The organism is Virgibacillus sp. JSM 102003, from assembly GCF_041949995.1.
GTDB lineage: Bacteria > Bacillota > Bacilli > Bacillales > Amphibacillaceae > Lentibacillus.
Map to the genome: position 1 here is coordinate 202,917 of NZ_JBHFQH010000005.1, position 23,774 is coordinate 226,690.

Annotated in this window: 23 protein-coding genes; 20 read left to right on the forward strand and 3 right to left on the reverse strand. The window is 39.2% G+C overall.

The genetic code is table 11. From position 1 onward, the window contains the following. Nucleotides 1-3 precede the first annotated feature (3 nt). Complete coding sequence (locus ACE1TG_RS07715; protein WP_375051793.1) at nucleotides 4-837, reverse strand: metallophosphoesterase; 834 nt, start codon at nucleotides 835-837, stop codon at nucleotides 4-6. An 88-nt stretch (nucleotides 838-925) separates the two neighbouring features. Between ACE1TG_RS07715 and ACE1TG_RS07720 the strand changes: the two genes are divergently transcribed. Then, a complete protein-coding gene (locus tag ACE1TG_RS07720; RefSeq protein ID WP_375051794.1) occupies nucleotides 926-2,029 on the forward strand; it encodes an MGDG synthase family glycosyltransferase in 1,104 nt (367 codons plus the stop codon). Nucleotides 2,030-2,134: 105 nt separating this feature from the next. Here ACE1TG_RS07720 and ACE1TG_RS07725 read toward each other — a convergent pair whose 3' ends face one another. Next, nucleotides 2,135-2,872 (reverse strand): FixH family protein, encoded by a 738-nt coding sequence (locus tag ACE1TG_RS07725; RefSeq protein WP_375051795.1) that lies wholly within the window; start codon nucleotides 2,870-2,872, stop codon nucleotides 2,135-2,137. Nucleotides 2,873-3,099: 227 nt separating this feature from the next. Here ACE1TG_RS07725 and uvrB point away from each other — a divergent pair, with 227 nt between their 5' ends. The 18 genes from uvrB (at nucleotide 3,100) to ACE1TG_RS07815 (ending at nucleotide 21,946) form a co-directional block, all read left to right on the forward strand. Beyond that, nucleotides 3,100-5,082: an excinuclease ABC subunit UvrB gene (uvrB, locus tag ACE1TG_RS07730; RefSeq protein WP_375051796.1), complete on the forward strand. Its 1,983-nt coding sequence runs from the start codon at nucleotides 3,100-3,102 to the stop codon at nucleotides 5,080-5,082. A 7-nt stretch (nucleotides 5,083-5,089) separates the two neighbouring features. Continuing rightward, entirely contained in the window at nucleotides 5,090-7,966 is a 2,877-nt protein-coding gene (gene uvrA, locus ACE1TG_RS07735) for an excinuclease ABC subunit UvrA (protein WP_375051797.1), read from the forward strand. Between the two features lie 250 nt (nucleotides 7,967-8,216). Continuing rightward, a complete protein-coding gene (locus tag ACE1TG_RS07740; RefSeq protein WP_375051798.1) occupies nucleotides 8,217-8,570 on the forward strand; it encodes a YojF family protein in 354 nt (117 codons plus the stop codon). Between the two features lie 22 nt (nucleotides 8,571-8,592). Beyond that, nucleotides 8,593-9,261: a bacillithiol biosynthesis deacetylase BshB2 gene (gene bshB2 / locus ACE1TG_RS07745; protein WP_375051799.1), complete on the forward strand. Its 669-nt coding sequence runs from the start codon at nucleotides 8,593-8,595 to the stop codon at nucleotides 9,259-9,261. 22 nt (nucleotides 9,262-9,283) lie between these two features. Next, nucleotides 9,284-9,478 (forward strand): PspC domain-containing protein, encoded by a 195-nt coding sequence (locus ACE1TG_RS07750; protein WP_375051800.1) that lies wholly within the window; start codon nucleotides 9,284-9,286, stop codon nucleotides 9,476-9,478. Then, nucleotides 9,478-9,834: a phage holin family protein gene (locus ACE1TG_RS07755; RefSeq protein WP_375051801.1), complete on the forward strand. Its 357-nt coding sequence runs from the start codon at nucleotides 9,478-9,480 to the stop codon at nucleotides 9,832-9,834. The genes ACE1TG_RS07750 and ACE1TG_RS07755 overlap by 1 nt, the downstream gene beginning before the upstream one ends. 725 nt (nucleotides 9,835-10,559) lie before the next feature. Beyond that, the gene (gene hprK / locus ACE1TG_RS07760) at nucleotides 10,560-11,501 is read left to right on the forward strand and encodes an HPr(Ser) kinase/phosphatase (RefSeq protein ID WP_375051802.1); all 942 of its coding nucleotides are present in this window, start codon (nucleotides 10,560-10,562) and stop codon (nucleotides 11,499-11,501) included. Nucleotides 11,502-11,512: 11 nt separating this feature from the next. Beyond that, the gene (gene lgt, locus ACE1TG_RS07765; protein ID WP_375051803.1) at nucleotides 11,513-12,349 is read left to right on the forward strand and encodes a prolipoprotein diacylglyceryl transferase; all 837 of its coding nucleotides are present in this window, start codon (nucleotides 11,513-11,515) and stop codon (nucleotides 12,347-12,349) included. Between the two features lie 20 nt (nucleotides 12,350-12,369). Next, nucleotides 12,370-13,329: a nucleoside recognition domain-containing protein gene (locus tag ACE1TG_RS07770; protein ID WP_375051804.1), complete on the forward strand. Its 960-nt coding sequence runs from the start codon at nucleotides 12,370-12,372 to the stop codon at nucleotides 13,327-13,329. Continuing rightward, nucleotides 13,304-13,939 carry a pyrophosphatase PpaX gene (gene ppaX / locus ACE1TG_RS07775; protein ID WP_375051805.1) on the forward strand — a complete coding sequence of 212 codons (636 nt, stop codon included), beginning with the start codon at nucleotides 13,304-13,306 and terminating at the stop codon, nucleotides 13,937-13,939. The genes ACE1TG_RS07770 and ppaX overlap by 26 nt, the downstream gene beginning before the upstream one ends. A 3-nt stretch (nucleotides 13,940-13,942) precedes the next feature. Beyond that, entirely contained in the window at nucleotides 13,943-14,455 is a 513-nt protein-coding gene (locus ACE1TG_RS07780; protein ID WP_375051806.1) for an acyltransferase, read from the forward strand. Nucleotides 14,456-14,475: 20 nt separating this feature from the next. Next, nucleotides 14,476-15,021, forward strand: a complete 546-nt coding sequence (locus ACE1TG_RS07785) for a glycerol-3-phosphate responsive antiterminator (RefSeq protein WP_375051807.1) — start codon at nucleotides 14,476-14,478, stop codon at nucleotides 15,019-15,021. A 617-nt stretch (nucleotides 15,022-15,638) separates the two neighbouring features. Next, complete coding sequence (locus ACE1TG_RS07790) at nucleotides 15,639-16,469, forward strand: MIP/aquaporin family protein (RefSeq protein WP_375051808.1); 831 nt, start codon at nucleotides 15,639-15,641, stop codon at nucleotides 16,467-16,469. Between the two features lie 14 nt (nucleotides 16,470-16,483). Next, nucleotides 16,484-17,977, forward strand: coding sequence for a glycerol kinase GlpK (gene glpK, locus ACE1TG_RS07795; RefSeq protein ID WP_375051809.1), 1,494 nt, complete (start codon nucleotides 16,484-16,486; stop codon nucleotides 17,975-17,977). Between the two features lie 87 nt (nucleotides 17,978-18,064). Next, a complete protein-coding gene (gene dhaK / locus ACE1TG_RS07800) occupies nucleotides 18,065-19,057 on the forward strand; it encodes a dihydroxyacetone kinase subunit DhaK (RefSeq protein WP_375051810.1) in 993 nt (330 codons plus the stop codon). A gap of 13 nt (nucleotides 19,058-19,070) precedes the next feature. After that, entirely contained in the window at nucleotides 19,071-19,694 is a 624-nt protein-coding gene (gene dhaL, locus ACE1TG_RS07805) for a dihydroxyacetone kinase subunit DhaL (protein WP_375051811.1), read from the forward strand. Next, nucleotides 19,694-20,068, forward strand: coding sequence for a dihydroxyacetone kinase phosphoryl donor subunit DhaM (gene dhaM, locus ACE1TG_RS07810; RefSeq protein ID WP_375051812.1), 375 nt, complete (start codon nucleotides 19,694-19,696; stop codon nucleotides 20,066-20,068). The genes dhaL and dhaM overlap by 1 nt, the downstream gene beginning before the upstream one ends. A 219-nt stretch (nucleotides 20,069-20,287) precedes the next feature. Continuing rightward, the gene (locus ACE1TG_RS07815) at nucleotides 20,288-21,946 is read left to right on the forward strand and encodes a glycerol-3-phosphate dehydrogenase/oxidase (RefSeq protein WP_375051813.1); all 1,659 of its coding nucleotides are present in this window, start codon (nucleotides 20,288-20,290) and stop codon (nucleotides 21,944-21,946) included. Between the two features lie 58 nt (nucleotides 21,947-22,004). Here the strand turns inward: ACE1TG_RS07815 and ACE1TG_RS07820 are convergent, their stop codons facing one another. Further along, nucleotides 22,005-23,039 (reverse strand): nuclease-related domain-containing protein, encoded by a 1,035-nt coding sequence (locus ACE1TG_RS07820; protein ID WP_375051814.1) that lies wholly within the window; start codon nucleotides 23,037-23,039, stop codon nucleotides 22,005-22,007. Between the two features lie 124 nt (nucleotides 23,040-23,163). Here ACE1TG_RS07820 and ACE1TG_RS07825 point away from each other — a divergent pair, with 124 nt between their 5' ends. Next, a complete protein-coding gene (locus ACE1TG_RS07825) occupies nucleotides 23,164-23,538 on the forward strand; it encodes a hypothetical protein (RefSeq protein WP_375051815.1) in 375 nt (124 codons plus the stop codon). Nucleotides 23,539-23,774: the final 236 nt, after the last annotated feature.

Consider the following 23,774-nt stretch of genomic DNA (forward strand, 5'->3'; position numbering starts at 1 on the left):
TTATTAACCAGCTTGTGACCCAATAGCAACATCATGAAAAGTTATTTCAGGTCTGCTGCCAACACGGATATTCAGGCCTGTTTGACCAAGACCTTCACTTATATAAAATGGTCTGCTGTTATGCATATGCAGTCCTTTTATTACATTACTGCGCGCAAGTTTACCCAATTTTGCAAGGTGATATGCCTTCGGGTAACAAATTTGTCCGCCATGAAAATGACCAGCCATTAAATAGTCAAACACATATTCATGCATTTCAAGGACAACAGTAGGATCATGTGTCAAAACAATATTTCTGCCCTTTTTAATTTGCTGATAGGCAAGGGGAATGTTACTCCGATTTGTACTGTAATCGTCAATTCCAATAATATTTATTGCTTCGCCGTTTACTGAGATAGTCTCACTTTCATTCTGTAATACATGTACATTATTATCCTCAAGCAATGATTTAAGATCATTCAAGTCATCACTTTTTAGCACATAATCATGATTTCCGAATACCGCATAAGTCCCATATACAGGCTGGAGGCGATTCAATACACGCAGATATGGAAGTAATTTTGGTATTGAGCGTTTACGGTCCAGGAAATCACCGGTTAAAGCGATTAAATCAACAGTTTCATTCTCCAGCTTGTGTGCCAGTTGGATGGGGGTTAACGAGATGTTTTCAAGGTGTAGATCAGATAGGTGAAGAATCGATAATGTTGAATCCTGTTTTATGGCTGACTTAGACGCAATATTGATTTTATTTATTTTAATATCTTTCGTATTTTTAAAAGCTTTAAAAACCAGAAGGCAACTTGAAAAGATAATGATAGTAATAAATAGATAAGTCATCAGAATACCCCTTTCTCTCACGAATAAAAGTATATCATGCTGACGGTGACTCTATCATTGGTAATTGAAGCCAAATGGAGGCAATGAAATGAATCAGAAAAAGGCTTTATTTTTACCCTTTATGCAAATCCCTACTGGACATCATCATGTTGCTGATGCACTGATAAATGAGATTCAAACGTCTCATAATGATATTATTTGTGATAAAGTAGATATTCTATCGTATAGCTATGGAGGAATGGAGAAAGTCGTATCAACTACATATTTAGCATGGATTAGAAAGTTTCCGGATGTATATGACTGGCTTTACAAACAGGCTGCATATAAAAAAACATCCCCGCATAGCCGTCAGTATTTGTATGAAACAATGTTTACTTATTTTTTAAAACGATTAACTAATCAGCAAAATCCCAGCGTTTTATTCTGTACACATGCACTTCCATCGAATATTGCAAGTATCTTAAAAAAGAAAAAGAAGCTGCAATCCATTACGGTAAACGTATATACGGATTTTTTTATAAATAGAGTATGGGGAATCGATGGAATAGATTATCATATGGTTCCAACGATTGATGTAAAAGAATACTTGTTGAAAAGAGGGGTCCCTTTAAGCCGGATCTTTGTAACAGGTATTCCAATTCATTCGGAATTTCATCCGAAAAAGAACTACCAATCAGCAAATGAAGGAATATCAGTATTAATAACGGGCGGAAGTTTGGGGGTTGGTGCTATCAGTAAATTGCTACATTATTCTAATTCGGACAGGATTCATTATTACGTTTTATGCGGAAAGAACAAAGTATTGTACGAACAGCTACTAAAAGAAGACAAGCCAACTGTAACACCGCTGCCATATATAACCAGTAAAGGAGAAATGAATAGATTATATGATAATGTTGATGCAGTATTAACAAAGCCCGGAGGAGTCACAATCAGCGAATGTTTAATGAAGCGGAAACCCATATTTGTTTATGATCCATTACCTGGACAGGAGAAAATTAATGTTGAACAGTTGAAACGAATAGGCGTGATATCTTCGATTGATTTTGAAGACAATCTATTGGAACCGCAAATCCTTGAGTTCTTTTGTGATGAAAAAAGACAGTGTGTCTACAGACAAAAGGTTGATGATTATCATCGGAACTTAGACGAAAGACCACTGTCACTGTTAATTGAGGAAATACTGCAATAATAAGGTTAGCTGTACCAGCAATTGTTTTTTTGTCAGCAGTAGACTTTTTTACTAAATAACTATGCCATTCACCAAAAAGGCTTGGCGAATGACAGGTTTTCTGATTTACTGTACTTCAGCGGTGAACTCTTTATGGCCATGGATCTCCTCTTTTTTGACATGGACATTAATTGTATATGTTCCGCTGTTTTTAAAGGTTGTAGTAGTCTCATATGTGCCAGAAGATGTTTCACTCATGTCAATCCATTCATGTTTCTCGTTATTTTTTTGCCAGATTTCCAACGTTACGGAAGCTTTCTCCAAGATTTCTTCTTTCTGTAACACTTTAACCGAAAAATTGGCTTCTTTTCCAACTGTAACTTTCTCAGGCTGCTTTAAGTTTATAGACAAATGTGAATGACTCTCGTCTGACTCTTTTTTATTTTTATCTGTTTTGGTAGTTGCTTTTACATCACCAATGGATATCTTCTCTTTTGGCATGGTATGCATGGTACGGGCAGTAACGTGTGACTGGACATGGTATACACCAGCTTCATCAAATGACTTTTGCACAGTATATTTGCCGTCACCACTGTGTTCTGCTGCAATCATTTCACTTTTATCTTTTAATCCTTCTTTCCAAATTTCAAATTCCACTTCACTGGCATCCTCAACAGGTTTGTTATCCTGCGTAACTGTCACAGAAAAGGTTACATCCTGCTCTTTGTCAGCTTTTTTTGGGACTTCCAGTTTAGCATTAATCGCCTTTACGACATCACCAGTTGTGCCTTTATCAGTTTCTTCACTTTGACCACATGCTGTCAGAACTATTATGATGAATAGAAATATCATCATTTTTTTCATGTATAAAACCCTCTCTTAAAGCTATGCTACCCTGATTATAAGACATCTGACTTAGCGAAACAATATATTACGTGTGAAACCTTTGTGAATGATTTTTCATAGTTTTTAACGGGTAGAATGTAATAGTAGCCAGGCAAGCAAAAAAATCGAATATTTGTTCGCTTATATGTTAAAATTAGATAATAAATATGGTAAACTAGTAAGCATGATGAACGGAGGTTTGCTTTGTGGAAAATCAATTTGATCTTGTAGCACATTATGAACCAAGTGGTGATCAGCCACAAGCTATAAAGGAAATAGTAGAAAAGGTGAAATCCGGGCAGCGTCATCAGACGTTACTTGGAGCAACGGGTACCGGGAAAACATTTACGGTATCAAATGTTGTTGAGGAAATTAACCGTCCAACGCTTGTAATCGCACATAATAAAACGTTGGCAGGTCAATTATATAGTGAATTCAAAGAATACTTTCCAAATAATGCAGTTGAATATTTTGTCAGCTATTATGATTATTATCAGCCAGAAGCATATGTACCATCAACTGATACTTTTATTGAAAAAGATGCTAGTATTAATGATGAAATTGATAAACTGCGCCACTCAGCGACATCGGCTTTGTTTGAGCGGCGAGATGTTTTAATTGTTTCAAGTGTTTCATGTATTTATGGCCTAGGTTCACCTGAAGATTATGAAGGTCAGGTACTCTCATTAAGAATGGGAATGGAAAAAGATCGGGATCAGCTATTACGTGATTTGGTTGATATACAGTACGCTCGAAATGACATTAATTTCCAACGGGGAACTTTCCGTGTTCGTGGTGACTCTGTTGAAGTAATCCCTGCTTCCAAGGAAGAACATTGTATTCGGATTGAATTTTTCGGTGATGAAATTGACCGAATTCGTGAAGTGGATGCTTTAACTGGTGAAATAGTAGGTGACCGTGAACATGTGGCAATTTTCCCTGCTTCCCACTTCGTTACACGTGAAGAGAAGCTAAAAAAGGCAATTGTTAATATAGAAGCAGAACTTGAAGAACGCTTAAAGCAGCTCCGTGCGGAAAATAAATTACTGGAAGCGCAACGACTGGAGCAACGCACGAATTACGATGTGGAAATGATGCATGAAATGGGATTCTGTTCAGGAATTGAGAACTACTCGCGGCATTTAACTTTTCGTGAAGAAGGAGCAACACCCTACACATTACTCGATTTCTTCCCGGACGATTTTTTAGCTGTTGTAGATGAATCACATGCTACACTTCCTCAGGTACGCGGAATGTACAAAGGTGATAGAGCGCGTAAACAGGTGTTGGTTGATCATGGATTCCGCCTGCCGTCAGCGCTTGATAACCGGCCATTGATGTTTGATGAATTTGAGAAGGCGACAAATCAGCTAATATATGTTTCGGCAACGCCTGGGCCATATGAGATAGAGCATTCGCCTGGGGTAACCGAACAAATTATTCGTCCGACCGGTTTGTTGGATCCAAAAATCGATGTACGGCCAATTGAGGGTCAGATTGATAACCTGATCGAGGAGATTAATAAGCGTTCAGAGCGAAATGAACGTGTCCTGGTAACAACATTAACGAAAAAAATGTCAGAAGATTTAACGGACTATTTAAAAGAAATTGGAATTAAGGTAGCATACTTACATTCTGAAATAAAGACGTTAGAGCGAATTGAAGTTATACGAGATTTACGAGTCGGTAAATATGACGTCCTTGTAGGTATTAACTTGTTACGTGAAGGACTTGATATACCTGAGGTTTCATTGGTAACTATTTTGGATGCGGATAAAGAAGGATTCCTGCGTTCTGAACGATCGCTAATCCAGACGATGGGTCGTGCAGCACGGAATGAAAATGGCCAAGTTGTGATGTATGCTGATCGTATTACAGAATCGATGCAGTTAGCCATTGATGAGACAAATCGCCGTCGTGAAAAGCAAATGGCATATAATGAAAAATACAACATCAAGCCAACAACTATTCGAAAAGACGTACGTGATGTTATCAAGGCGACTGTAGCATCTGAGGAACAGGAGAGTTCTTCAGAAAAAACGAAGAGTATTGCGAAATTATCTAAAACAGAAAAATCTAAAGTTATCGAGAATATGGACAAAGAAATGAAAGATGCAGCAAAAGCACTTGATTTTGAGAAGGCTGCGGAGCTTCGTGATATAATACTTGAACTTAAAGCGGAAGGATGACCTGTTCATGCCAAGTAAATCAATAAAAGTACAAGGTGCCCGTGCACATAATTTAAAAAATGTAGATATAACCATTCCTAAAAATAAACTTGTGGTCTTAACAGGTTTATCTGGTTCAGGCAAATCCTCGCTTGCCTTTGATACAATTTACGCAGAAGGGCAGCGACGTTATGTAGAATCACTCTCTGCTTATGCACGTCAATTTTTGGGACAGATGGATAAACCGGATGTTGATTCGATTGAGGGATTATCACCAGCCATATCAATTGATCAAAAGACAACGAGTAAAAATCCTCGTTCAACAGTCGGAACTGTTACAGAAATTTATGATTATCTGCGTTTACTCTATGCCCGTGTGGGGCGACCAACATGTCCGAAACATGGTATTGAAATTAGTTCACAGACTGTTCAGCAAATGGTTGACCGCATTTTGGAATACCCGGATCGTACAAAAATGCAAATTTTGGCCCCTGTTGTTTCCGGACGCAAGGGAGAACATGTCAAAGTAATCGAAAATCTTAAACAGGAAGGGTATGTTCGGATACGCGTTGACAACGAAATGCGTGAAGTCACTGATGATATCCAGCTGGAAAAAAATAAAAAGCATTCAATTGAAGTCGTAATTGACCGCATTGTTGTAAAGGATGGTGTTGCTGGTAGATTGAGTGACTCCATTGAAACAGCTCTTGGCTTGGGTGAAGGGAAAATTATTGTCGATGTCATTGGTGAAGAAGAATTGTTGTTCAATGAGAATCATGCATGTCCAATTTGCGGATTTTCCATTGGTGAGTTGGAGCCTCGATTATTCTCGTTTAACAGTCCATTTGGAGCCTGTCCAACATGCGACGGATTAGGGACGAACCTGGAGGTTGACTTGGAGCTTGTTATTCCCGACTGGGACAAGACATTAAACCAACATGCTATCACAGCATGGGAACCAATCAGTTCCCAATACTATCCGCAACTGCTGAAGAGTGTCTGCAATCATTATGGTATTGATATGGATACGCCGGTAAAAAATATTCCATCTGATCAAATGGATAAAATTCTTTATGGGAGCGGTAAAGAAAAAATTCACTTTTATTATGAGAATGATTTTGGAAATATACGTGATAATAATATTCTGTTTGAAGGTGTCTTGAAAAATATTGCACGCCGGTATAGGGAGACATCGTCAGATTATATCCGTGAAACGTTGGAAAAATATATGGCTCAGACGAACTGCCCAACATGTGATGGATATCGCTTAAAAGAAGGTGCCCTTGCCGTAATGGTTAATAACAGGCACATCAGTCAAGTAACCGACTATTCCATCATGGAAGCTAAAGACTTTTTCCAAAATCTTGACCTAACGGAGAAGGAAGAAAAAATTGCTCGGATGATATTGAAGGAAATATGTGACCGTTTGGACTTTTTAAATAATGTTGGGCTGGATTATTTAACGATGTCTCGTTCAGCCGGATCATTGTCTGGCGGCGAGGCACAGCGAATTCGACTAGCAACCCAAATCGGTTCTGCACTTACAGGGGTTCTTTATGTACTGGATGAACCATCAATTGGCCTTCATCAGCGCGATAATGATCGCTTAATCAGTACCTTAAAGCAAATGCGTGATTTAGATAACACGCTAATTGTGGTGGAACATGATGAGGATACGATGCTTGCTGCCGATCATCTTATAGATATTGGTCCTGGGGCTGGAGAATACGGTGGTGAGATAGTTGCAAGTGGTCCACCTGAAAAAGTGATGGAAAATAAAAAATCGCTGACCGGTAAGTACTTGGCTGGTGATATGTATGTTCCATTGCCATTAAAGCGCCGCAAGCGTTCGAAACGTAATATCGAGATAGTAGGTGCAAAAGAAAATAACCTGAAAAATGTTACAGCTAAGTTTCCAATTGGGCTGCTTACTGTTGTTACAGGTGTCTCAGGGTCTGGTAAAAGTACATTGGTAAATGATATTTTATATAAATCATTAGCTAAACAACTTAACCGTGCAAAACTTAAACCTGGAAACCATAAAAAAATCAACGGCATTAAACATGTTGAAAAGATTATCGATATTAATCAAGCGCCTATTGGACGGACGCCACGTTCGAATCCGGCAACTTATACAGGTGTATTTGATAATGTTCGTGATGTCTTTGCCCAAACAAATGAGGCTAAGGTACGTGGCTATAAAAAAGGACGCTTCAGTTTTAATGTGAAAGGAGGTCGCTGTGAGGCATGTCGCGGCGATGGCATTATCAAAATTGAAATGCATTTTCTGCCGGATGTATATGTACCTTGTGAAGTATGTCATGGAAAGCGTTATAATCGGGAAACTCTGGAAGTGAAATATAAGGGGAAAAATATTTCAGAAGTGCTTGAAATGACAATTGAAGAAGCGTTGGACTTTTTCGCAAACATCCCGAAAATAAAACGGAAACTGCAAACAATTAATGATGTAGGACTTGGCTATATTAAGCTTGGGCAGCCTGCGACAACGTTATCCGGTGGTGAGGCACAACGGGTCAAATTGGCGAGTGAACTCCATAAACGTTCAGAAGGCAAATCATTTTACATTCTGGATGAACCAACAACCGGATTGCATGTTGATGATATAAAACGATTGCTGAGTGTACTGCAACGGCTGGTTGATAATGGTGATTCTGTGTTGATTATTGAACATAACATGGATGTGGTGAAGACAGCTGATCATATAATCGACCTCGGACCAGAGGGTGGCGCCCGTGGCGGGGAAATTATTGCAACGGGAACACCTGAGGAAATAGCAGATGCCGAGCATTCCTATACAGGACATTATTTGAAGCCTGTATTGGAACGCGACCGAAAACGTATGGAAGCAGATTTTGAGAAGCGAGAGAAGGTTGCTTCAAAATAAAACGTAGGGTAGTGAGTTGCGGCAAGGCTTGCTACCCTATTTTGTTGTTGTAACAGAAGGGTTGAATATCGGAAGGGGAACAGGAATATCATCAGAGGAGGGAAGAAACATCGGCAGATAAGAGGAATTTTCAACAGATGGACTGAATCCTAATATAAATATGATAAATTCTATCCATGGTCAAAATTTTTGACGCGTTTACAACGTTTAGGTAAGGTTAAATAAGAAGGTGCTAGGGAGGAACTTGTTGATGAAACCAATTGAAATTCAAGAAATGCAAAATCTATTAGATGATTTTTCGAATAAAGATGTTTATGTTCATTTAGAAACAACCAATGGTGCTTATGCTAGCCATTTTGATGATAAGGCATATAATGTAGGAGCATACATCCGTAATGCGAAAGTGAATTTTTCCCAAGCTAAAATCGTAGGAAACGGTAAGACGTACCGGGTGGGATTAAAAATGGAGATCGGCTGGATTTATGCGGAAGGTTTAACAGATTGGACAATTCATGGTGATAACCAGCTTTTACTTGCTGGTCATGATCGTGAAGGTCGGTTAATGGTATCACTTCAAATCAGCGAAACACCATTTCGCTACTAATCTAAAGGCTAGGTGAATGTAATTGGAAAAACATGTTGTTGTAATTTATCCTCATCCAGATGATGAGTCATTTGGTGCTGCCGGGACCATTACGAAATATCGTGAACAGGGTGTTCCGGTGACATATTTTTGTGGAACACTAGGTGAAATGGGAAGAAATATGGGTTCCCCAACCTTCGCCAATCGGGAGACACTACCGGAAATTCGCAAAGAAGAGTTAATTAATGCTTGTAAACGACTTGATATTAATTTACGAATGCTGGGTTACCGTGATAAAACACTTGAGTTTGAAGACAGACGTGAAGTTGCCGAGCACCTAAAAGGACTCCTTGAAGAGGTTAATCCCAGCTTAGTAATTACGCATTACCCAGAGCGTGCCGTACATCCAGATCATGATGCGCTTGGTGCTGCAGCTATTGAGGCTGTCAGGCTAATGTCTCCTCGGGATCGTCCAACAGTGTGGGCACAGCCTATCACAAATAATTATGTCGAGGAACTGGGGGAGCCGGATGTTAAGAATGATGTAACACCGTTTTTTGACCAGAAGATGGATGCTATTCTGGCCCATGAGTCTCAGGCAAGCGGGATACTAAACAAATTTAAAGAAAACCCTGAACTGGATGATGATCTTAAAGAGGAAGCGAAAAAACGGTTAGGAAAAGAGCATTTTTATATTTGGAAATTTGACTAACAACTATTAAGGAGGCTCCATAATGAGCAGAAAATTATTCCGTTCAAAGTCCGATGCTATGATTGGCGGAGTTTGTGGTGGGCTTGGTGAATACTTTGGTATTGATTCGACAATTGTCCGCCTATTATTCGTAGCTGGTATATTTTTAGGTGGAGGAGCAATATTTATTTACTTAATTGCTATGATCATTATTCCGAAAGAAGGGGAGGTGCGTTAATGCTGCTTCGCTGGTTTTTATCGATATTTTTAAATGCAGTTGCATTAATTGCAGTAGCTCAGCTATTTGAAGGCTTTCAGCTGGAAGGCTTCGGCACAGCTATTTTGGCAAGTGTTATTTTGGCCATTTTAAATATGATTGTTAAACCAGTTTTAGTTGTATTAACTCTCCCCATTACTTTCTTAACACTTGGTTTATTTCTATTCGTCATCAATGCAATAACGTTAATGATTACTCAATCTATAATCGATGCTTCGTTTGTTATAGTAGGATTTGGAACGGCAATTATTGCTGCGGTGATTATTTCAATTTTAAACTTACTACTAAATAGGTTAGTAAAGGACACAATGAAATAAACCTTGAAATCGCAGGTATATCCTGCGATTTTTTTCGTTCGACTCATATCAAGTTTCCTTTCAGGGATTTTGTTGCTCGTTAGCACAACCCTAACAGTTGATATAAAATGTGACACAGACTAATGGTAACCGTTCAGTGCGGCTCTCTGGCCACGCAGCTGGAATATACTCGCCTCCGGGTAACCGGGTACAAAGGCGACATCTGTTCAAGCAGAAGCTTTCACAGTGTCTTCCCTAGCCGTGGGCTCACCACGAGCCTCCGACGCATAGGATGTGCTGGTGCAGCCGTTGCCACAGGACGTGGCGTACTGTAGTCTGCCTCGATCGCGAGTATCGCTCACTGTGGGGTCTCTTAGGCTCGCTCTCCCACAGGAGTCTCGCATATTCCAACTGCTGGTTTAAATGGTTATTCATGTCCGTTTGTTAGTTTTTAAGTGAACAAAACCCAGCGCAGGAAATTCACGGAGCCTCCTGTGAGAAAAGCAACAGCAGGAAGCGGTTTGTGCATCCGAGGAAGCTGAAGCGTTACCCGCAGAAAGCGTAGTGTATTTCCGGGGCGGTGTCGTATCACTCTAGTGTTTTCCCGCATTACGTCACAGTTAATATCTTTTGTAACAATAAACTTTTAGAAAATTACCTTTATCAAACTTTACCGATACTTCAACAACCAAAAATATGCTACAATGAAAATCAGTTATTGTGCATACTATTGGAGGTTTCTATAGATGGTTAAAGTCCGTACGAAAGATTTACTGGAAAATTTTAATCTGACCTTGGTTGCTGGGGAAGATGGGATACATAGAGAAATTACTACGAGCGATATTTCCCGTCCAGGAATTGAGATGACAGGATACTTTAAGTATTATCCTAAGGAACGGCTGCAGTTAGTAGGAAAAACAGAAATGGCATATTTTCTGGATCTGACAGATGAAAATAAAAGAAGTCGCGCGGAACAATTATGCACGGATATAACCCCGGGGATTGTCGTTTCACGCGGAATGGATATTCCAGAGGTACTGCTTGAGGCTGCGAATGCATCAGGTGTACCAATTTTACACTCTCCACGTAAAACAACTCGAGTCATAAGCAGACTCACCAATTATCTCGAAGCAAAGTTTGCCCCGTTTACTGCAATACACGGTGTGTTAGTCGATATTAATGGTGTAGGTGTGCTGATAACTGGACAAAGCGGTGTTGGTAAGAGTGAGACCGCACTTGAGTTAGTTAAGCGAGGACATCGTCTCATTGCTGATGATAGTGTGGAAATCCGCCAAGAGGACTATGATAGTTTAATTGGTAATCCACCACCATTAATCGAGCATCTACTGGAAATTCGCGGACTTGGTATTATCAATGTTATGACTCTTTTCGGTGCGGGTTCAGTAAGAAGCTTTAAGAAAATATCACTGATTATAAACCTGGAACTTTGGGATGAGCAAAAACAGTATGACCGTTTAGGTTTGGACGAAGAAACAATGAAAATAATGGATGTACATCTTCCAAAAGCTACGATTCCGGTTCGGCCAGGGCGAAACCTTGCTGTTATTATTGAAGTTGCAGCGATGAATTTCAGGTTAAAACGAATGGGCGTAAATGCTGCTGAAGAATTTTCTGATAGGCTTACAACGATGATTGATCAGGAAAAAGATGAATCAACAGATGAATAGGAGTGATTGGATTGAGTTGTAGTGCACCAGCGATGGATCGTATTTTTCTTGATTTAGGTCCATTAACTATTTATTGGTATGGCGTAATTATTGCAGTGGGAGCGTTTATAGGGTTGTACTTAGCCACTAAAGAATCGGATCGATTAGGCCTGCAAAAAGATTTGATGGTGGATTTGATTGTATTTGCTATTCCTATTTCAATTATTTTTGCTCGTATATACTATGTGATTTTTGAATGGGATCGTTATACAGGTGGTTCTTGGTGGGATGTCTTTGCAATCTGGGAAGGCGGAATAGCAATTCACGGTGCCCTAATTGGGGCTGTGCTGACAGCAATTGTATACGCTCGCGTGAAGAAAGTTTCATTTTGGCAACTGGCTGATATTGCAGCACCAAGTTTAATACTTGGACAGGCTATAGGTCGCTGGGGAAACTTTATGAACCAGGAAGCACATGGGGGACCACTATCTGAAACTACATATAATAGCTTTCATCAGTATTTACCTGATTTCATTATGAATCAAATGTGTATTGATGGTGTGATGTATCACCCAACATTCTTATATGAATCATTTTGGAATATAGTTGTACTCATTTTCTTACTAGTGTTACGTCGTAAAAACCCATTGCGTGGTGAAGTATTCATAAGTTACCTGATGGCATATTCAGTTGGGCGTTTCTTTATTGAAGGAATGCGGACTGACAGTCTATATTTCGGTCCTTTCCGTGTAGCACAGCTTATCTCGGTTGCTATTATTCTTATAGGGATAGCGGTAATTGTTTATCGTCGTAAAACAGGTAGGGCTAAAAAGCATTATGATGGTAAAAAAATAACGAAGAAGAAGTAACTGAAAAGAGGGATGAATGATTGGCTGGGATTTTTAACCGTGGCATGCAACAAGGTTTTCGAGTTACATGGACTTTAGGAAAAGTTATTTTTCCAATTACATTAATTGTGACCATTTTACAACATACACCGGTACTGCCATGGATTATTGACCAGATTAGCCCTATTATGGGTTTGCTTGGGTTAAGTGGAGAGGCAGCAGTGCCATTGGTATTGGGGAATTCTCTAAATTTATACGCTGGGATTGCTGCGATTGTATCGTTTGATTTTACGATAAAAGAAGTTTTCATATTAGCTGTAATGCTGTCTTTTTCGCATAACCTATTTATCGAATCGACAGTGGCTTCAAGAGTTGGTGTAAGCTGGTGGCTTATTTCGGGAATTCGGATGTCATTGGCACTTATTTCGGCAATAACAATTAATCTGCTATGGAATGGTGGGGCTGAACACGCGCAATATGGTCTCATTTCTGATTCAAGTGTCGAACTCAATGGCTGGAATGAAATTATGCTGCAGGGATTTCAAACTGCTATTGTAGCAGTCGCGCAGCTGGCATTAATCGTTATTCCGCTCATGCTAGTCATGCAGTATTTGCGTGAAAAAGGCTGGCTAACTATTTTTTCAAATAAATTTGCTCCATTCACCAGGATGCTTGGTATGGAAAAGAATACATCAATGACACTAGTAGCTGGACTGACTATTGGCCTTGCATATGGTGCGGGCCTTATGATTCAAGCGGTGGAAGAAGATGGCGTAACGCGGCGAGATATGTATCTGGCTTTAATCTTCCTAGTTTCCTGCCATGCGGTAGTGGAGGATACGTTAATATTTATTCCGCTTGGTATTCCTGTCCTACCACTACTTTTAATTCGCTTGGTAACGGCAATACTATTAACCGCAAGTGTAGCGTTTATTTGGCGGCGCATTGATAATCGGAAAGGAAAGGACACATCTCATGAACATTCATACAATACTCTTTGATCTTGACGGTACTCTAATTGATACGAATGAATTGATTATTGCATCGTTCATGCATACATTTAAAAACTATGGAAGAGAACTTTCCCGTAAAGAAGCTATTGAATTTATCGGACCACCTTTAAAAGACACATTCCATCAGATTGATCCTGATCAGGTTGAGGCAATGGTTGAAACATACCGGGAGCATAATTTGTACCACCATGATAACTATGTTACAGCTTTTCCAAATGTTGTTGATACGATCGATCAGCTTAAAAAGGAAAATTTTAATATTGGAATCGTTACAACCAAAATGAATCGAACGGTTGAAATGGGGCTAAAAGCTACTGGTTTGTCTAAGTATTTTGAAACTGTTATTACTTTAGACGATGTCACCAATGCGAAACCACATCCTGAGCCCGTTTTAAAAGCTATGCAGGAATTAGATGCATCTGCCAACTCAACACTTATGGTAGGGGATAATCATCATGACATTGATGCAGGTAAAAATGCAGGTGTTCAAACGGCTGGAGTTGCATGGTCCTTAAAAGGCAAGGAAAAGTTATCCGAGTATAAGCCAACATATATGCTAGATGATATGCAGGATCTGCTCAAAATATTGGGAGTGTGAGTAATGCGCAAAACCAATCGATATCCAGTTAGCCATGCCAACTCGCTGTGGCAAATATATAAAACAGTGTCATTCTGGAAGGTGGCAAAAAACTTTATTGTCATTCAGCTAGCTCGGTACACTCCATTTTTAGGTATGAAGAATTGGCTCTATCGCACGTTTTTACGAATGAAGGTAGGGAAGCAAACGGCATTTGCACTTATGGTAATGCCTGATGTTATGTTCCCGGAAAAAATAAACGTCGGTGCTAATAGTATAATCGGATATAATACAACTATATTAGCGCATGAGTACTTGATAAAAGAGTACCGAATTGGTGAAGTTATCATAGGTGATGAGGTGTTAATAGGAGCAAACGCCACTATTCTTCCAGGCGTATCAATTGGTGATGGCGCAGTGGTATCAGCAGGAACACTCGTAAATAAGGATGTTCCGCCAGGCGTATTTGTCGGGGGCAATCCAATGCAGCTTATTTATACAAAGGAAGAGATGGATAAGCAGATGGGTAGGGAATAAAGTCCATGGAGGTATTAAAAATGGAAATACCAAAAGGTGTTTTACCTGCAGTAAGAAATATGAAAGACTTTGATAAAGCAATAAAATCAAGTCATGACTCTATTGTTTTACTAGAGACTCGACTATCCCAACTGAAGAGTTTAGTTGAATATACCAGACGTTCAAATAAAATGGTACTAGTACATTTTGATTTGATTCAAGGTTTAAAGGCAGATGAATATGGAATGGAGTATATGGTGCGTGAAATAAAGCCAGATGGAATATTATCAACTAGAGGAAACATAATAAAACTTGCAAAAAAACATAAGTTACTAGCTATACAGCGCATGTTTTTATTGGATAGTATGGCACTTGATCATAACCTTAAATTAGTTGACCGTTTTAAGCCTGATTGTATTGAAGTGTTACCTGGTCTTATGACAAGTATCGTCGAAAAGATTAGTCAGGAAAGTAATATCCCTGTCATAGCAGGTGGTCTTATAAATAAAGAAGAAGAAGTATCTGATGTATTGGGTGCAGGAGCTATTGCAGTATCCACCTCGAATACTAAACTATGGACTTCTTAATTTTACCTGCAAAATATTCCAAATATTATGTTATAAGTACTTATTTTTGATTAAATGATAAGACGTATAATAACTTTATGTGAAACTTATATGAATAAAAAGGCGATAGTGTATGTCGGACCAGGAGAAGTTGAGGTATAGGATGCAAGTTATACGGATTGATTTTATGGGAAGACCCTAGGGTGACCCCACTGAAAGTTTGCAGAAGATATAGACAGGGTTATTATTAAGGTTGTTACGACAGACATAGTGTCTTGCTTGTGCTCAACGATAGTAAATTCTATATCAATCCCGCCAGGTCAAGCCTAGGATAGTTGTAAGCAATTTGATTGTGGCACTTTGAAAAAATTTTAATTGACCCACATGGAATGATTAGGACATAATCAAAACTACAATAAATTAAATTGTAAAAAAACTATTGACAGCGGTTACATATTCAGGTAAGATATATTCAACAAGTTAAGAACGTGGTGGAGACATGGAGACCCACGCTGCAACAGTACTTTGAAAGAAGTACGCTTATTGCAGTGTGGGTCTTTTTCGTGCTATCTATTAATCTACTCAAATCCACTCCACGTTTTCTAGCTTAATAATTTAATAAAGGGGAGCTGTTTAAATTGCCAGAGTTTTTAGCTGAAGTAATTGGTACGATGATTCTTATAATCCTGGGGGGAGGAGTAGTTGGTGGAGTTGTATTAAAGAAATCAAAAGCAGAAGACGCAGGTTGGGTAGTTATTACAATTGGCTGGGGTCTTGGTGTGACAATGGGGGTATATGCTGTTGGTAGTTTTACTGGAGCACACATAAATCCTGCAGTTACACTTGGATTTGCGGCTGCAGGGGAGTTTCCTTGGTCTAAGGTTCCAATGTATATATCCGCTCAAATGGTTGGGGCATTCATTGGTGCTGTTATAGTCTTTTTAAATTATCTACCACATTGGAAAGAGACAAAGGATCAAGGTGCAAAATTAGCAGTATTTTCAACCGACCCTGCCGTACGAAGTCCCTTTTCCAATTTAGTTAGTGAGATAATTGGAACTTTTATTCTGCTAATGGGGTTAATGTTTATTGGTGCAAACGAATTTACGGAAGGTTTGAACCCGCTAATTGTTGGTTTGTTGATTGTTGCGATTGGTATGTCACTAGGTGGAGCTACTGGATATGCTATTAATCCTGCGCGTGACCTGGGTCCAAGAATTGCCCACGCATTACTTCCTATACCAGGAAAAGGCGGTTCTGATTGGAAATACAGTTGGGTTCCTATCGTAGGACCTATTCTCGGTGGTGTTTATGGTGCTGTATTCTATCGGGCAATATTTTTAGGCGAATATTCAGCAGTATTTTGGGTGTTAAGTGTGATTATTGCTGTAATTTTATTTGGTGCTACTAGTGCAGAACTGAAAAAAGGGAATACAGTTGCAGACAATGTTGAGAAGAAAATTAGCTAAGGAGGAATTTAACTATGAAAAAAGAGTATATTTTATCGTTAGATCAAGGTACAACAAGTTCACGAGCAATTCTATTTGATCATAATGGTGCAATTGTGGAAACAGCTCAAAAAGAGTTTGAACAGTTCTTTCCAAAGCCAGGTTGGGTAGAGCATGATGCAAATGAAATATGGACTTCAGTTCTTGCATGTATTGCAGAAGTATTACGAAAATCGGATGTTGATCCTAGCCAGATTGCTGGTATTGGTATAACAAATCAACGAGAAACTACGGTGGTTTGGGACAAAAATACTGGAAAACCAATCTATAAAGCTATTGTTTGGCAATCTCGACAGACAGAGGATATATGTAAAGAATTACGTGCGAAGGATTACAATGAATTGTTCAGAGAAAAAACTGGTTTATTGTTAGACCCTTATTTCTCTGGTACCAAGGTGAAATGGATTTTGGATAATGTGGAAGGTGCAAGAGAGAAGGCGGAAAATGGTGACCTATTATTCGGTACAATGGATACATGGATAGTTCATAAACTTTCTGGTGGAAAAACACATATTACCGATTACTCGAATGCATCCAGAACTTTAATGTTCAACATATATGATCTTAAATGGGATGATGAACTACTTAAGATTTTAAATGTACCGAAAAGTATGCTACCAGAAGTTAAACAATCTTCAGAGGTCTATGCTAATACAGTTGATTATCATTTCTTTGGACATGAAGTTCCAATTGCAGGAATTGCGGGTGATCAGCAAGCAGCATTATTTGGGCAAGCCTGTTTTGACAAAGGTATGGCGAAGAACACATATGGTACAGGCTGTTTCATGTTAATGAACACTGGCGAAGAAGGTGTGAAATCTGCCAATGGTTTGCTAACAACATTGGCCTGGGGCGTTGACGGTAAAGTTGAATATGCGTTAGAAGGTAGTATTTTTGTAGCGGGTTCAGCAATACAATGGCTGCGTGACGGACTGAAAATTATTGAAAATGCACCCCAGACAGAAGAATTAGCAAAAAAAGTGGACTCTACAGATGGGGTTTATATGGTGCCTGCCTTTGTTGGACTAGGTACTCCATATTGGGACAGTGATGCAAGAGGTGCCGTTTTTGGTCTAACACGTGGAACTACAAAGGAACATTTTATTCGTGCAACACTTGAATCACTTGCCTATCAAACAAAAGATGTATTGGATGCGATGATTGCAGATTCTGGGATCAATCTTAAAACACTTCGTGTAGATGGTGGAGCGGTGAAGAATAATTTCCTCATGCAGTTCCAAAGTGATGTTTTAGGTGTACCAGTTGAACGTCCTGTAGTTCAGGAGACTACGGCATTAGGCGCAGCATATCTAGCTGGCTTGGCAGTTGGGTACTGGAAAGACAAAGAGGAAATCGCTTCACAATGGAAGACAGATCAAATGTTCAATCAAAATATGGAAAAGAGTGAACGTGACACGTTATATGGCGGCTGGCAGAAAGCTGTAGAAGCAACAAGAAAATTTAAGTAATTTATTAAAAGGAGAGAAGTCATAATAACCAGATGGGTCTATGTGAATTTCTCTCTTTTTTTATCAGAATAGTGGAGGGTGTAAATTATGAAAAAAATTATTAATAATCCAGATAGTGCTTTGCAAGAGATGGTTGAAGGAATTGCAGCAGCATATCCAAACGATGTTAAACAGCTACCTGAAACTACTGTAATCACCAGGAAAGATGCACCTGTATCTAATAAGGTTGGGATAGTGAGTGGTGGAGGAAGTGGTCATGAACCAGCGCATGCTGGCTATATAGGAAAAGGAATGCTTGATGCTGCAGTATCGGGAGAAGTTTTTACATCTCCAACCCCTGATCAAGTGCTTGAAGCAATTAAAGCAGTTGATGGTGGTAAGGGTGTGTTTCTAGTCATTAAGAATTACACCGGTGATGTGATTAATTTTGAGATGGCTGCAGAGCTGGCAGAGGCAGAGGGAATTGAAGTTGAAAAAGTAGTTGTAAATGATGATGTTGCAGTTGAAGATAGCTCATTTACTACTGGAAGAAGAGGGATTGCAGGAACTGTATTTGTTCATAAGATCGCAGGCGCGATGGCTGAACAAGGGGGATCACTACAAGAAGTAAAAGCTGTTTCCGAAAAAGTAGTTGAAAATGTTCGCTCAATGGGTATGGCTCTTACATCTTGTATTGTGCCTGCTGCAGGGAAACCTAGTTTCCAATTGGATGATAATGAAATGGAAATAGGAATTGGTATCCATGGCGAACCAGGTATTGAACGAAAGAAAATGGCTACTGCTCATGAAGTTGCCCAAGAACTTACCGAGAGAATTTTAAATGATAAGGATTTCTCAGGTAGTGATGTTGCAGTCATGATAAATGGGCTAGGTGCAACACCTGAAATGGAACTTTATATCGTGAATAAAAGCGTGCAAGAGATTTTGAAGAAAGAAGGAGTCAAGGTTTACAAAACGTTTGTGGGTGAATATATGACATCATTAGAAATGGCAGGCTGTTCAGTATCATTATTAAAGCTGGACGATGAGATAAAAACGTATCTTAATGTAGAGTCGACAGCACCTGCCTTCCGTATCTAAAGGGGGTTGAAAAATGAGATTACAAGTAAACGAAGTAGTTGAATGGATGAAAAGGATTAATAAAAAAATCCAAGACAATAAAGAATATCTAACAACACTCGATCAACCAATTGGAGACGGTGATCACGGGATAAACATGGCACGTGGATTCCAGGAAGTAACCAATAAAATTACGATGGAGGACTATGAAAATGTCGCTGACTTATTAAAAGATGTAGCTATGACATTAATGTCTAAAGTCGGTGGTGCATCTGGTCCATTATTTGGGACGGCGTTTCTAAAAATGTCCTTGGCAGCAAAAGGGAGTGATACGATCGATCATGATAACATTACAAGGATGTTAGAAGAAGCGGTTAATGGTGTCAAACAGCGAGGTAAGGCTGTGGAAGGTGAGAAGACACTTATTGATGTATGGTCGCCAATGGTTGAGTACTTTAAAAGAGTCGATCGATTTAAAGCAGGTGAAATAGCAGGTGAAGCAAAGAATGCCATGGATAACACAAAGGATATTATGGCAACTAAAGGAAGAGCAGCTTATTTCAAAGAAAAATCAATTGGGCACATCGATCCAGGTGCGGCTACGTCCTTTTATATATTTGAGGCATTATCTGAAGTGATTAAAGAAGGTGAAAAGTAATGTCTTATGTCGGTATCGTATTGATTTCGCATAGTAATAAAGTGGCTGAGGGAATAAAAGATATTATCCGCCAAGTGATTAAGGAAGTACCTATAGAAATTGCTGGTGGTACGGACGAAAATGATATTGGAACAAGTATTGAAAAGATACAGTTGGCTATAGATCGTGCAAATAGCGGGAACGGAGTATTGTTGTTTTATGATATTGGAAGTGCAAAGATGAATGCTGAAGTTGCTCTTGAAATGACGGAAATAGATGATATCAAAATAATAGAAGCCCCATTACTTGAAGGAGCATATGTGGCGGCTGTTGAATCCGGCATGGGAAAGGATCTTAATGATGTGTATTATGCTATCATGAAGGAGTTTGGGTAAAAAGGAATATCGCGTGGCTGAAAATGCTTTACGTATTTTGAAGTATTGTGCTAAAATATAATTAAGTTAATAGATGTGTCGGAGAAACGGAGAAACCACAAATTTGCTGATGATTAGTAGAGTTCATTAGTTTATTTTTGTGGTTTCTTTTTTTTTAGTATATATGTAACGGCTTTTATAAGGATAGTAATACATGGATTTTAAGGAGAGTGAATTATTATGTCAACTTTTTCAAGTTACCATAGAGAGGGAGCTTTTCAACAACTAGAGGATGAAAAACTTGATGTACTAGTGATTGGCGGAGGTATTACTGGTGCAGGAATCGCATTGGACTCGGTTACGCGTGGGTTAAAGACTGCAGTTGTCGAGATGCAGGATTTTGCCGCTGGTACCTCAAGTCGCTCGACCAAGCTTGTTCATGGCGGTCTTAGATACTTGAAGCAGTATGAGGTTAAGATGGTTGCTGAGGTCGGAAAGGAACGGGAAATTGTGTATGAAAATGGGCCACATGTTACAACCCCTGAATGGATGATGTTACCATTTTATCAAGGGGGAAACTTCGGACCATTTACAACAAGAATTGGATTACGTGTCTATGATTTCTTGGCAGGGGTAAAGAAAGACGAGCGCAGGAAAATGTTAAAACCAGAACAAGCACTGGAAAAAGAACCACTTGTAAAGCAAAAGAACCTTAAAGGTGCAGGGTACTACGTAGAATACAAAACAGATGATGCACGACTCACGATTGAAGTAATGAAAAAGGCAGTTGAAATAGGTGCACATGCCATTAATTATGCGAAAGTCGTTGATTTTATTTATAAATCCGGAAAAATTGAAGGTGCAGTAGTCGAGGACCAGATCAGTGGTGAAACACATAAAGTATATGCTAAAAAAATAATTAATGCTGGTGGACCGTGGGTGGATAACCTGCGTGAAATCGATGGATCCAAACAAGGGAAATCACTGCAGTTAACAAAAGGGGTCCACTTAGTGTTTTCAAAAGACAGATTCCCATTACAGCAAGCCATATATTTTGATGCACCAGATGGGCGAATGATTTTTGCCATACCACGAAACAAAGTTACTTATGTAGGAACTACCGACACAAGCTATGAAGGGGATATATCACATCCAACTATGACTGTAGATGATCGTGATTATTTGCTTGATACAATTAATTTTATGTTTCCTTCATTGGATATGACGATAGAAGACGTTGAATCAAGTTATGCAGGATTAAGGCCATTAATTGCTGAAGACGGAAAGGATCCAGGTGAAATTTCCCGGAAAGATGAAATCTTCATTTCTGAGTCCGGTCTTATTTCAATGGCTGGTGGAAAATTAACAGGTTATCGTAAAATGGCGGAAGAGGCTGTTAACACAATTGTTGAACAGCTGAAAAAAGAAGATGGAATCCTTTATTCTGATTCTGATACAGAGCATCTCCCTATTTCTGGTGGTGAAGTTGGCGGCTCAAAAGGATTTGACCGCTTCAGGGATCGTAAAGTTGCCGAGGCAATTGCATTGGGAATCGATGAAGATACTGCACAATTCTTAATTCAAAAATATGGAGCAAATATTGATAAAGTTTTTGAATTTTATCAAGGAGAAAAGCCAACTGCAGAAGAAGCTGGGATTGATCACGTTGTTTTTGCCGAGCTAACCTATGCGCTTGAGCATGAAATGATTTTTAAACCAGTTGACTTTTTTGTACGGCGAACCGGAGCATTATTTTTCGATATCGCTTTCGTAAGGACATATAAGGATAAGGTTATTGAATATATGGCAGAAGCATTAAATTGGAATGCTGCTCAAAAAGAGAGCTATACAGCCGAACTGGAACAGTTACTATATGAAGCAGTAAATCCGGTTGAGTAAATTTTACTCAGCCGGATTTTTTACATTGGGATGGGAGGTTGGATGGAAGGCAGTTCCTTCAATTGGGGCTTTCCTGTTGTATTCTCATGAGTCTGTTTGCTGGAATATATGATTTCTGCGGGTAGCATTGAGAGGCCGGGGCATGGTAATTTCTTGTCCTGTTATTACCTGATTTTCTAAGATCCATCCCGGTTAGTAATGTATGAGGTGTTCGCGACGATTTAATTTTAAGAATTTGCTGGCATTGACTGTTAGTAATCGTGTCTCCATGAATAAGAAAATAATCAAATATGACTTGTTCATGGGCTTTCGCATCAGTGTTTTGACATTCTGGACAAAGCCATTTTTTATAAAGCCTTTTCATTGGTGACTTGTTGCAGTTCGTACATAGAACCCCTTCTTTAAAATGATGCTCATTAAAACCGAATTGTTGAACGATATTTGTTCGAAGTGGCTCATCCGACTGTTGAAGTTGTCTGCCAATTTCATGTACTGATGAAATGTTCATTGAATCCTTTAGATAAAGGTTATTCAGTCTCTCTATTTGGAGTTGCAAACTTGCTGTATGAATAATTTTATTATATACCGATGCATCCTGATGCATATTTTCAATGATAGTGGAAGGATATGCAACTACGACAAGCGTTTCAATTGGTAGATTAAAAAATCCGTGATGTACAAGCCATGTCTTTAAATGATTCTTTTGAGCTTCTGCCTGCAAGATAGGGTCTTTGTAAGATTTTGTCTTACCATTCACTTTCTGAGTTAGCTGATGTTGTTTAGAATCATAGCTGAATATGCCTTTATAGTTTTTTATTTCCAGGATACAAATGAATTTTTTTGTGAGGATAAGTGTGTCAATTTGAAAATAAAATGGGGGGTTATTCAAACGTAATCCTTTGAGGATAACAAAATCATTACTTCGAAATGTGGAAATTGTATAATCAACAGCTCTTTCGCCGTCATATCCTGCCTTCTCTTTTTTATACCCAGTAATGATTTTGTCATTAAACCAAAAATTTCCCTTAAGCCGTCGCAGCAATGCCTCATAAATTAACAGATCGTATGATTTTTTTCTATAATTTTCGAACAAAATTTCACCTCCTTATATTTCTAATAATATAATTTCTCCATCCATCTGTAATTTCCTTCTGCAATTTGTGTCTGAAATGTGAATAATAACATTTGAAATGTATAAGTCCTGGCTGAATGTCGGTATGAATCAACAGAAGAAGGGCGTGAATCAACAGAAGGAGGGTGTGAATCGCGAGAAGGAAGGTGTGAATCGCGAGAAGGAAGGTGTGAATCGCGAGAAGGAAGGTGTGAATCGCGAGAAGGAGGGCGTGAATCAACAGAAGGAGGGCGTGAATCGCCAGAAGAAAGGCGTGAATCGCGAGAAGGAGGGCGTGAATCAACAGAAGGAAGGGCTGAATCAACAGAAGGAGGGCGTGAATCGCGAGAAGGAAGGTGTGAATCGCGAGAAGAAGGGCGTGAATCACGAGAAGGAGGGCGTGAATCAACAGAAGGAAGGGCTGAATCAACAGAAGGAGGGCGTGAATCGCGAGAAGGAGGGCGTGAATCGCGAGAAGTAGGGTGTGAATCAACAGAAGGAGGGCGTGAATCGCCAGAAGGAGATGTTGAATCAACAGAAGGAGCCCCGAATCCCCGCAAGGAAGCCAGGACTCGACTCACCGAAATAGCTAGTAAACAGTACCATCGTCATTCCTCTAAATTTTATTGCACTTTACGTTAACGTTAATGGTAAACTAAATTTAAAGACTATTGTAATTACACGAGGAGGGAGTGAATGGAAAAGACATATACAATT